We start from the raw sequence: 9,893 nt of genomic DNA on the forward strand, positions 1-9,893 counted from the left end.
TCCAACTTGCCAACTAATCCAAACAGTTGCAACAATCTCCGGCTTTTGGCTCAAGCCGCATAGCACAATACGAGGGTTTTTCTAAGCAGCGGCTCTCGGTGTTACAATGACCGCTTCCAGAATGACTTTTTTGAATTGCGACCATGAGCCAACCTTTCCGTAGGACAATCAGCCTGTTTAGCGGGCTGCTGTTATTGTTAACCGCCTTCTCGCTGCAAGCCGCCAGCCCGATTTTTACCCCCGCCGCCCCTAGCGTCGCCGCTTCCAGCTACTTTTTAATGGACTTCGACAGCGGCCGGGTATTGGCCGAAAAGGACGCCGATAAGCGCGTCTCTCCCGCCAGTTTGACCAAAATCATGACGGCCTATGTGGTGTTCCGCGAACTGAAAGCCGGCCACTTGACGTTGGACGAAAAAGTCACCATTAGCCAGAACGCCTGGGAAACCGGCGGTTCGAAGATGTTTGTGGAAGTGAACAAACAAGTCGGCGTGGAAGACTTGCTGCAAGGCATGATCATTCAATCCGGCAACGATGCCAGCGTAGCCTTGGCCGAACACGTCGCCGGTAGCGAACAAACCTTCGCCACGATGATGAACGAACAGGCCGGCCGTCTGGGCATGACCAACAGCAACTTCGAAAATGCCACCGGCCTGCCGAGCCCCAATCACTACAGTTCGGCGCATGATCTGGCTACTTTAGCCAGAGCGGTGATTAAAGAGTTCCCGGAATACTATCGCTGGGACAAGCAAAAAGAATTTACTTACAACGGCATCACTCAGCAAAACCGCAACCTGCTGCTGTGGCGCGATCCGTCGGTTGACGGTTTGAAAACCGGATTTACCGACGATGCCGGCTACTGCATGGTGGCCTCGGCCAAGCGTGAAGACATGCGTTTGATTTCGGTAGTCATGGGTACCGCCAGCGCCGGCGCGCGTTCCAACGAAAGCCAATCGCTACTAAATTACGGGTTCCGCTTCTTCGAAACCCACCGCCTGTACGAAGGCAATAAGCCCTTAAGCGAAGCCCGAGTCAGAAAAGGCGTAACGTCTAAAGTCGCGGTTGGCTTGCCGGAAGACCTGTATGTCACCGCCCCGCGTAAACACTTTAACGAGTTGAAAGCCGAAACCCAGATCGACAAGGGCGTGTTCGCGCCGCTGAACAAGGGCGACACGGTCGGCAACCTGAACATTTCGCTGGCCGGCGAATCCATACTCAGCAAGCCGCTGGTAGCCTTGGACGCGGTAGCCGAGGGCGGCATTTTCCGCCGCCTGTACGATGCAGCCATAGGCCTGTTGGAGAAAGAATGACCGAGCAAGTCTATCTGAACGGCGCTTATCTGCCGCTAGCCGACGCGAAGGTGTCGGTACTGGATCGCGGCTTTTTATTCGGCGACGGCGTTTATGAAGTAATTCCCGCTTATAACGGCCGGTTGTTCAGACTGGAAGATCATATTACCCGGCTCAACAACAGCCTGAACGGCATCCGTTTGCCGCTGCCGCACAGCGTCGCGGATTGGGAAGCGATTTTCCGGCCGCTACTGGCGGATGACCGGGATCAATACATTTACCTGCAAGTCACCCGCGGCTATGCGCCGAAACGCGACCACGGCTTTCCCGAGCAAATCGTGCCGACGATATTTGCGATGTGTGCAGACATCAAGCCGTTCGCCGGCCGAGTCGACGGCATCAAGGCGATTACGCTGGACGACACGCGCTGGCAGCTCTGCAACATCAAAGCCATTACCTTGCTGGGCAACATTTTGCTCAGGCAGGAAGCGCTGGATCAAGGCTGCGCGGAAGCGATATTGGTGCGCAACGGTTACGTCGTCGAAGGCGCGGCCAGCAATCTGTTTGCGGTACTGGACGGCGAATTGATCACGCCGCCCAAAAGCCATGAAATCCTGCCCGGCATTACCCGCGACGTAATTCTGGAACTGGCGGCCGCGAATAACATCCCTTATCAGGAAGACATCATAGCGCTGGAAGCGCTGCACAACGCCAGCGAAATCTGGGTCGCCAGTTCCACTCGCGAGATCGTGCCGGTGATAGAACTGGACGAGCAGCAAGTCGGCGACGGCAAACCCGGCCCGGTCTGGAAACGCATGGACGACTTACTGCAAGCTTACAAAAAATCATTGTCATGAGCGAAACCGAAAGCTTACTGGAATTTCCCTGTCAGTTCCCTATCAAGGTGATGGGCAAGCATCGCGACGATTTCGACGCTATCGTGGTGGAAATCGTCCGCCGCCATGTCCCGGACATCCTAGAAGGCGCAGTCACCACCCGGCCCAGCAAAGGTGGTAATTACCTGGCAGTGACGGTCATGATCGAAGCCCATAGCCGCGAACAACTGGACGCGATCTACATGGGCTTGACGGCCTGCCCCGATGTACTGATGGCGCTGTAAACCGGACTGATGCCAAGTAAGGCGGCGACCGTCCTACGTAATTTAGGGCAACAAGACTATCTCGGCGTCTGGCAAGCCATGCAGCAATTCACCGCAGAACGCGATAACGATACAGCGGACCAAATCTGGATCATCGAGCATCCGCCGGTTTACACTCTGGGTTTAAACGGCAAGCGCGAACATCTGCTAAAAACCAACGCTATCGAAATCGTTGAAAGCGACCGCGGCGGTCAAGTGACCTATCACGGCCCCGGCCAATTAGTAATCTACCTGCTGGCGGACTTACGCCGACTCAACAAAGGGCCACGGCAGATGGTGACTATCCTGGAAAACGCGGTGATAAACACCTTGCGGCAATACGGCATCGCCGCCCAGGCGCAACCCAAGGCACCGGGCGTCTACGTCAACGAGCGCAAAATTGCCTCGCTCGGACTGCGTATCAAGCACGGTTGCTGTTACCATGGCCTAAGTATCAACAACGATATGGATTTATCGCCGTTTGCCGACATCAATCCCTGCGGCTATGCCGGTTTACAAGTAACTCAACTGGCCGATTTGGGCGTTAAAATAAGCACACAGGAACTAGCTGTGCCCGTTGTGCATCAGCTACTGCAAGCGATAGAAATATAAAACAAGCAAACTCAACAAGCATCGCAAAAAAAGCCAGGCTTGCGGAGATTCAAAAACGAACACAAGTGCCCGGTGGCAATATGACCCTCAACGCCCCTTCCCGCTCCACGCCAGAAACTCACCAACGCAACGCCGACAAACTGTCGCGTATCCCGGTGAAGGTGGAAAAGCCCGAGCAAATCTTGCGCAAGCCGGACTGGATCCGCATCAAACTGCCGACCGGCGATCAAGTCAACCGCATCAAACAATCACTACGCGAAAACCGCCTGCACACGGTCTGCGAAGAAGCCGCCTGCCCCAACTTGAGCGAATGCTTCAGCCACGGCACCGCCACCTTTATGATCATGGGCGATTTATGCACGCGCCGCTGCCCATTCTGCGATGTCGCCCACGGCAAACCGCAACCTTTGGATACCGAAGAACCGGCCAATCTGGCCGCGACCATCGCCGCGATGGCCTTGAAATACGTGGTGATTACTTCAGTAAACCGCGACGATTTGCGCGACGGCGGCGCCAGCCATTTTGCCGCCTGCATCGCCGCGGTGCGCAGCCAGTCGCCCAACACCACCATCGAAGTATTGGTGCCGGATTTTCGCGGCCGGATGGACGCAGCATTGGACATCCTGCAACGCCAGCCGTGCGATGTATTCAATCACAATCTGGAAACCGTGCCGCGCCTGTATCTGCAAGCACGCCCCGGCGCCGATTACCACGTCTCGCTAAAACTACTGCAACAACACGGCCAGCGTCTGCCTGAGGTACCAACCAAATCCGGCTTGATGCTGGGCATAGGCGAAACCGAAGCGGAAGTAGTCGAGGTGATGAAAGACTTGCTGGCCCACGGCGTCAGCATGCTGACCCTGGGCCAATATTTGCAGCCCAGCAAAGACCATTTGGCGGTACAAGAATACATCCATCCCGACCAATTCCAGCGCTATGCACAAATCGCCCGCGAACTGGGTTTTCAACAGGTTGCCAGCGCACCTTTGGTAAGATCTTCTTACCATGCGGATTTACAAGCTGCGGGCGTCGGTAAATAGCCACACTACCCCGCCACCAAAACACTGTAGAGGCGTAAAATCTTGCGTCTCTGCGCATTACGGGTAAAACTACTTCTTTTTTAAAGCCATCCAAGCATATGAAACCATTCAGAGCCTTTACATTGGCAAGCACTGTCGCTTTGGGAACTGCACTGATCAGCGGCTGCTCGTTTTCCACCAGCTCCGAGAGCTCGTCCGACAGCATAGGTAGCTTGTCCGACAGTTCCGGCGGCATCTTCAAAAGCGCGTCCAGTCCATTTACCTCCAGTTCCGACTCATCGCGTAACAAACACGAAAAATACGAAACCGATGTGGCCGACTATACCGCTACCTTCGTGGTATCCAGCAGCGGCACACTCGACAGTTTTCGTGGGCATATCAGCGAACTGGCCGAAACCCATGAAATCACCAACTGGGAAGGCGACCGCAATACCTACGTGGGTATTGGCCGCGGACTTGCCAAAGCCAAGCTAGGCAAACCGCAAATTTCGGCGTTCACCGAAAGTTTGAGCGACAACGAGCCCTGGAAGAAACAGGCCATCGAAGAAGGCTTGAAAAAATAATCCCACCGCCCCGCCCACTTAGCCATGCCAGCTGCTGGCTTGAAAATCGCAAAGTGGGCGCTGGCGCTGAGCTATTGTCTTTGGATAGCCGTCGCGGAAGCGGACCTTAGTCATCACTTCGAATTCCTGTACATAGACGCCAACGAAGGCAGTGCCAGCGGCGGTCATGCCGCCATTAAATTCGACAGGCAAGTCTTTCATTTTCAGCACATCCAGCCCGGCTTGCTGCGCCTGTATCGCAACGATGCGGCGGCTTTCGAATTTGCCTACGGCTATCAGGAAAATCGCAATATTTACGGTCACCGCATCGACGTTTCAGACGACTTTTTTCAAGCGTTGCGGGATGCATTTAGTCGCCGCCTGCTCATTCAAAACCAGCAATTATCGCTATTACAAGCCTTGCATAACGACCAAGTGCTGGTTTCAGGCTTGCAAAACCTGGGTTCTGCACCGCCGCAGCCCTTAAAAGGATTAGGTTATTTTTTGACGCAATACCGGGCGGCTGCAGCCTTCTCTATCGAGGATGGCAAACACAGCAACACCAGCCAAGCGCTAGATCAATTGCGCGGAGCAATTGATAATGCGTATGGCGAGGATTTTTTGGCGGCCAAGCGCATGCAAATTTGGCAAACCCTACAAGCCCTGAAACCGGACGTAGCGGGTAACTCCACAATTAGCGAACCGACCGATACGCACTTTACGGCCACGAACAATTCGTTTGCCGAGCAATACCGTAATCAGTTGCTGAATCTTGCTGCGCTGGATGTGCTGCAAGCCAGGCTATCGCCGCGCACCGAGAGTTTGTTACAAATTCCGGAGGCGGCCTTCAAACTCAACGCGGCGCAGCATAACAAGCTACAAGATTTTAGGCAGCGTTTGTTTGCCGATTTAATAACCCTGATGCGCAGCCGGCGTAGCGACTGGGGTTATCCGTTGCTGGTGGGTATGGCCCGCTTGCACGCGCTGGACCATACCGCCGCCTCGGGCTATCTAAGCGTACTGGACCGCAGCCGCTCCGAGAGTGACGACCTACAAGCCACTATTATTGATGAAGATAACGTGCCGGCAGCGTTACAATATAGTCAACAGGTATTTGCGGCGGCCTCCGGACACCTCGACAGCCCCGCAGCGCTGGATGAACTGGCTTACTCTGAAATTGAGCTGAGCGCGACCGCGCTAGTGCAACTACATAGGCCAAACGCAGACCGACAGGCTCTAAAATTGCTGCCATTGACCACAACCCCGTCACGGCCGGCCGCCGCGGAATTGATTGGCCTGCCGTTACCGGCCAGCGAATTGGCACGTTTCCAAAACAGCGTAACGCAGCAAATCGAAACATATCAAAGCCAATTGCAGGCCTTGTATGGCTATAACCTGCTTAGCCGCAATTGCGTCACCGAAATCTTTCGGGTCATCAACCAGACGGTTGCCGGCATCTCGGCTACGGCCGAGGAAAGTCCAAATCAACTGTCGCAACGCCTGCTGGGCGGTCACCTTGATGAACGCGGCTTGAACATGATTCCGTTTGTTGCCTACGCCCAGATAGCGGACACGTATCGACTAAGCGCCAGCTTCCAGCGCGCGCCCTACAGAGAGCAACAGCGTCAACTGCGTTACCGACAGATGCCGCAATGGCAGGTGGATTTGCAGGAATCCAATACTCTTAGTTCGACGATTTACAACTGGAACCGGGAAGACGCGGCGTTTTTATTCTTTACTCAAGATCAAATCTGGCCCAGGCCGCTGCTGGGTAGCTTCAATCTGGCCATAGCCGGCGGCCAGGGCCTATACGGTTTCTTTAGCTGGCCCTGGGATGACGGGGACAACCTTCGCAAAGGCTTGAAAGGCATTGTCGTCAGCCTGCCGGAGCTACTGTTCTTTAACATCCGTAAAGGCTCGTTTCCAGGGTTACTGCCAGAGGCAAGAATATATTTGCCTGAGGTTTTTTAAGGGGATGATTTAAATTATTAACCCGCCCCTTAAATATCTTCGCTCCCACTGCCAAATCTTTCTAATCAGGTAAATTTTTTAATTTCGCCATTGAACCTTTGTGCTATAAACCGGAATTCACCCACTGTGAAAGCTAGTGTCGTTTCGTTGGCAATGGGGTTGATCGGGGTAAAAAGCTGACGCTTTTCAATTGGGTGTGCCGATAAACCAGCGTTGGCTGCGGCATAAAACAAGTTTTACCGGTCCGCGCTGCATTGGTTTCACATTCCTTCTTCTTTCCCGAGGGCAATACTTATGAACCGGATAACATCGCTGCAAATTCCCGGCAACATCGCTCATCAAATCATCTCCCGACCGCGCAATATCCCGCCTTTCAAGACCTTGGCGACGGCAATAAGTATTGCCGCAACTCTAGCCGGCCCGGTCAAAGCCGACTCGATTCCGGCCACCGTTCTGGACCCTAATTTACAGGTCGGCGTGGCGGTCAGCGGACTCAGTCAGCCGATTGGCGTGGTGTTCTTGGCAGCCAACGATATGCTGGTCTTGGAAAAAGCCTCCGGGCAAATCAAGCGAGTGATCAACGGAAGCGTGCAAGCAACGCCGGTGCTGGACTTGGCGGTCAATTCAAATTCCGAACGCGGCCTGTTAAGCATGGTTTTCCACCCGCAATTTCCCGAAGTACCGGAAGTCTTTATCCGCTGGACCGAGAGCAGCACCGGGGCCGATTCGACAGTAGCCTTGGAAGTCCCTGTATTGGGAAATCGCATCGACCGCTTTCGCTGGGACCCTAGCGGCGACGGACGCTTGGTATTTGACCAAAATATATTGAAGCTGCGCGCACTGCAAACCGACAACATCCAGGTCGTCGGGCAACCGCCCAGCGCCAACGCCAATCCGCAAGGAAATCATAACGGCGGGGTAATCAAATTAGGCCCGGACGGCCATCTCTATGTCTATACGGGGGACCTGGGACGCCGAGGATGGATGCAGAACCTTAGCAATGGTCCATTCCTGAAAGCACCGTTAATAGACGATACCTACGGCGGCCCGGAGCCGGATGACGTGCACTTATCCGGCGTGATTTTACGTATCAATACCAATGGCAATGCACCGGTAGATAATCCGTTTTTTGCGGCCGGCGCGGGGATAGGCGGCGATGTTGGCGCCAATATCCAGAAGATTTATTCCTATGGTCATCGCAACGGTTTTGGCATGGCCTTTGACCCCGCCTCCGGCCACTTGTGGGAAACCGAAAATGCCGACGACGCCTTCAGCGAATTGAATCGCGTCATTCCCGGCATGAACGGCGGCTGGATCCAATTTGCCGGACCGGCCAGCCGAATTTCGCAGTTTAAAGCCATAGAAACCACGCAATTCAATAACGCCATGCAACAAGTCCGTTATCCGCCAACCCGAATTGCCTACACGTCAGCGCTCGGCAAAGCTAGGTTAATGGCACTACCGGGTTCGATTTATGTCGATCCGGAACTGAGCTGGAAATACGAGATCGGCCCGGCCGGTGCGGCCTTTGTCGATGGCGATGCACTGGGAGCCGAGTATAACGGCACACTGTGGATGGGTTCTTCCAGAGGCTTTGCGCAAGTGGGCGCAAATGGCGGCAGCTTGTACCGTATTAAGTTGACGGCCGATAGATTGCATGTCGATGTCAGCGCAGACCCGCGCTTGGCCGATAAAGTGGCCGACAATCTGTTTCGTGCGCAAAAATTCGACGGCACCGAAAGCGAAACCTTAAAAATCGGCAGCGGCTTCGGCACTACAACCGATATTGAACAAGGCCCGGACGGCAATTTATACGTTGTGTCCATAAGCGACAGCAGCATCTATCGCATCAGCCGTAAGCCGTAACACCAATAGGAGCAACACTTTATGAACACTTTCAGCAATTTAAAATCAGCGGCGTGCTTGGGGATATTCATCGGCAGTTTTTCCATGCCGAGTCAGGCCAATTTGCTGGTAAATGGCGGCTTCGAGTCGGGTTTTAACAACTGGACACGTGCCGATCAACTCGGCAGCAACGGCACTTTTTTCCAACAAAGCGGGATCAACAGCCCGGTAAACGGTTTTGCGGTAGAAGCACCCGTGGCAGGTAGTTTTGCGGCAATGACCGACGCCGAAGCCGGCGGCAGCCATGTCTTATATCAGGACTTTGTGGTGCCGACAGGTGTGGGCGTTACCAGTCTGGCGTTTTCTTTGTATCTGAACAATGGCGCTGACAACTATTACAATCCGGGGCATCTGGATTGGGCGGCAACCGGTACGCCAGGTTCGACTAATCTCAACCAGCAAGCGCGCGTCGACATTTTGAGCACCGCAGTCGATCCGTTCAGCACCACGGTTTTACAAAACCTGTTTCAAACCAATACCGGCGATCCGCTCGTGTCCGGTTACACGCCGTTCTTGATCGACATCACCACCTTGCTGCAAGCGCATCAGGGCGAGACCTTACGCCTGCGCTTTGCCGAAACCGATAATGTCGGCCCCTTCAATTTTGGCGTGGACAACGTCAGTATCTCCCAGGTGCCGCTGCCGTCGGCTTTATGGTTGGCGCTGTCCGGCTTCTCCGGGCTGTTTTGGCTGGGCCGCCGCGGAGTTGCGGTCTGATAAACGCTAGACGGATGTTGGGCTTGCCGACCTCGGCATAGCCCAACGTTTCGCTGCGAATGCTCTTACTATTAAGTCTACTTTGTTAGATTACAGACAACCTTTGTTCAAGGTCGTCATTCCGGTATGGATTGCCGGAACCCAGGCTGCATGGATAGCTCAAACGCTTCCATCCGTGGCACTGGATGCCCGCTCTTGTGCCCTATGGGTATCCCGACGGGCATGACGACCTGGAAAATAATCTGACAAAGTAGAATTAACCCGGCCCTTAAACTCCCTGAATTAGTCGGCCCGGCAAAGGCGCAAATCCAACATAGCCCCTGGACTCCCGCCTTCGCGGGAGCGACGGTATTTGCGAGATAGCCAAATAGCTTAACGCCTCCGTCTTGCTAAGTGGCTGTATTGATGGGTTTAACCCCTCGGCAGCGCATAAACGAAACGCCCTATCGCGTTTGTAGCGTGCCTGCCCGATCCAGCCATTTGCCGGCTTTTTCGTTCAACCACGCCTGGGCAAACTCGTCTTTTTTAATCACCATATCCAGAAATGCACTGGACACGCTGGCGATGGCCGCGACCTGTTTATAACCCAGGTTGGGATCCTGGCGTTCCGGCTTGCCGAACAAGCCCATGCCGGGACTGCCCCCTGCCGCGCCGCGCCGACCGCCACCGCCATGCCCACCGG

Annotated in this window: 11 protein-coding genes; 9 read left to right on the forward strand and 2 right to left on the reverse strand. The window is 54.5% G+C overall.

What is annotated here, in order from left to right; genetic code table 11:
- Positions 1–143 precede the first annotated feature (143 nt).
- From NP589_RS20445 to NP589_RS20475, 7 genes are all read left to right on the forward strand, one after another.
- Complete coding sequence (locus NP589_RS20445) at positions 144–1,307, forward strand: D-alanyl-D-alanine carboxypeptidase family protein (RefSeq protein ID WP_256608627.1); 1,164 nt, start codon at positions 144–146, stop codon at positions 1,305–1,307.
- The gene (locus NP589_RS20450) at positions 1,304–2,143 is read left to right on the forward strand and encodes a D-amino acid aminotransferase (protein ID WP_256608628.1); all 840 of its coding nucleotides are present in this window, start codon (positions 1,304–1,306) and stop codon (positions 2,141–2,143) included. The genes NP589_RS20445 and NP589_RS20450 overlap by 4 nt, the downstream gene beginning before the upstream one ends.
- On the forward strand, positions 2,140–2,406 hold the full coding sequence (locus tag NP589_RS20455; RefSeq protein WP_064010275.1) for a YbeD family protein: 267 nt from the start codon (positions 2,140–2,142) through the stop codon (positions 2,404–2,406). The genes NP589_RS20450 and NP589_RS20455 overlap by 4 nt, the downstream gene beginning before the upstream one ends.
- A 9-nt stretch (positions 2,407–2,415) precedes the next feature.
- Positions 2,416–3,036, forward strand: a complete 621-nt coding sequence (gene lipB / locus NP589_RS20460; protein WP_256608629.1) for a lipoyl(octanoyl) transferase LipB — start codon at positions 2,416–2,418, stop codon at positions 3,034–3,036.
- Between the two features lie 80 nt (positions 3,037–3,116).
- Positions 3,117–4,076, forward strand: a complete 960-nt coding sequence (gene lipA, locus NP589_RS20465) for a lipoyl synthase (RefSeq protein ID WP_256608630.1) — start codon at positions 3,117–3,119, stop codon at positions 4,074–4,076.
- Positions 4,077–4,174: 98 nt separating this feature from the next.
- Positions 4,175–4,639 carry a putative lipoprotein gene (locus tag NP589_RS20470; RefSeq protein ID WP_256608631.1) on the forward strand — a complete coding sequence of 155 codons (465 nt, stop codon included), beginning with the start codon at positions 4,175–4,177 and terminating at the stop codon, positions 4,637–4,639.
- Positions 4,640–4,663: 24 nt separating this feature from the next.
- Positions 4,664–6,589, forward strand: coding sequence for a hypothetical protein (locus NP589_RS20475; protein ID WP_256608632.1), 1,926 nt, complete (start codon positions 4,664–4,666; stop codon positions 6,587–6,589).
- 65 nt (positions 6,590–6,654) lie between these two features.
- Here the strand turns inward: NP589_RS20475 and NP589_RS20480 are convergent, their stop codons facing one another.
- On the reverse strand, positions 6,655–6,822 hold the full coding sequence (locus NP589_RS20480) for a hypothetical protein (RefSeq protein ID WP_256608633.1): 168 nt from the start codon (positions 6,820–6,822) through the stop codon (positions 6,655–6,657).
- A 61-nt stretch (positions 6,823–6,883) separates the two neighbouring features.
- Here NP589_RS20480 and NP589_RS20485 point away from each other — a divergent pair, with 61 nt between their 5' ends.
- Complete coding sequence (locus NP589_RS20485; RefSeq protein WP_256608634.1) at positions 6,884–8,455, forward strand: PQQ-dependent sugar dehydrogenase; 1,572 nt, start codon at positions 6,884–6,886, stop codon at positions 8,453–8,455.
- Positions 8,456–8,476: 21 nt separating this feature from the next.
- On the forward strand, positions 8,477–9,211 hold the full coding sequence (locus tag NP589_RS20490) for a hypothetical protein (RefSeq protein WP_256608635.1): 735 nt from the start codon (positions 8,477–8,479) through the stop codon (positions 9,209–9,211).
- 443 nt (positions 9,212–9,654) lie between these two features.
- On the opposite strand, the gene NP589_RS20495 is transcribed toward NP589_RS20490, so the two are convergent.
- A partial coding sequence (locus NP589_RS20495) for a hypothetical protein (protein WP_256608636.1) occupies positions 9,655–9,893 on the reverse strand: 239 nt, incomplete at its 5' end.

It is taken from the genome of Methylomonas rosea, from assembly GCF_024505055.1.
GTDB classification, from domain to species: Bacteria; Pseudomonadota; Gammaproteobacteria; order Methylococcales; family Methylomonadaceae; genus Methylomonas; species Methylomonas rosea.

Bases quoted from the DNA above. Each gene is read 5' to 3' on its own strand.
- NP589_RS20450 (WP_256608628.1), top strand. From the start codon at position 1,304: ATGACCGAGCAAGTCTATCTGAACGGCGCTTATCTGCCGCTAGCCGAC.
- NP589_RS20490 (WP_256608635.1), top strand. From the start codon at position 8,477: ATGAACACTTTCAGCAATTTAAAATCAGCGGCGTGCTTGGGGATATTC.
- NP589_RS20470 (WP_256608631.1), top strand. From the start codon at position 4,175: ATGAAACCATTCAGAGCCTTTACATTGGCAAGCACTGTCGCTTTGGGA.
- NP589_RS20475 (WP_256608632.1), top strand. From the start codon at position 4,664: ATGCCAGCTGCTGGCTTGAAAATCGCAAAGTGGGCGCTGGCGCTGAGC.
- lipA (WP_256608630.1), top strand. From the start codon at position 3,117: ATGACCCTCAACGCCCCTTCCCGCTCCACGCCAGAAACTCACCAACGC.
- NP589_RS20445 (WP_256608627.1), top strand. From the start codon at position 144: ATGAGCCAACCTTTCCGTAGGACAATCAGCCTGTTTAGCGGGCTGCTG.
- NP589_RS20455 (WP_064010275.1), top strand. From the start codon at position 2,140: ATGAGCGAAACCGAAAGCTTACTGGAATTTCCCTGTCAGTTCCCTATC.
- NP589_RS20485 (WP_256608634.1), top strand. From the start codon at position 6,884: ATGAACCGGATAACATCGCTGCAAATTCCCGGCAACATCGCTCATCAA.
- lipB (WP_256608629.1), top strand. From the start codon at position 2,416: ATGCCAAGTAAGGCGGCGACCGTCCTACGTAATTTAGGGCAACAAGAC.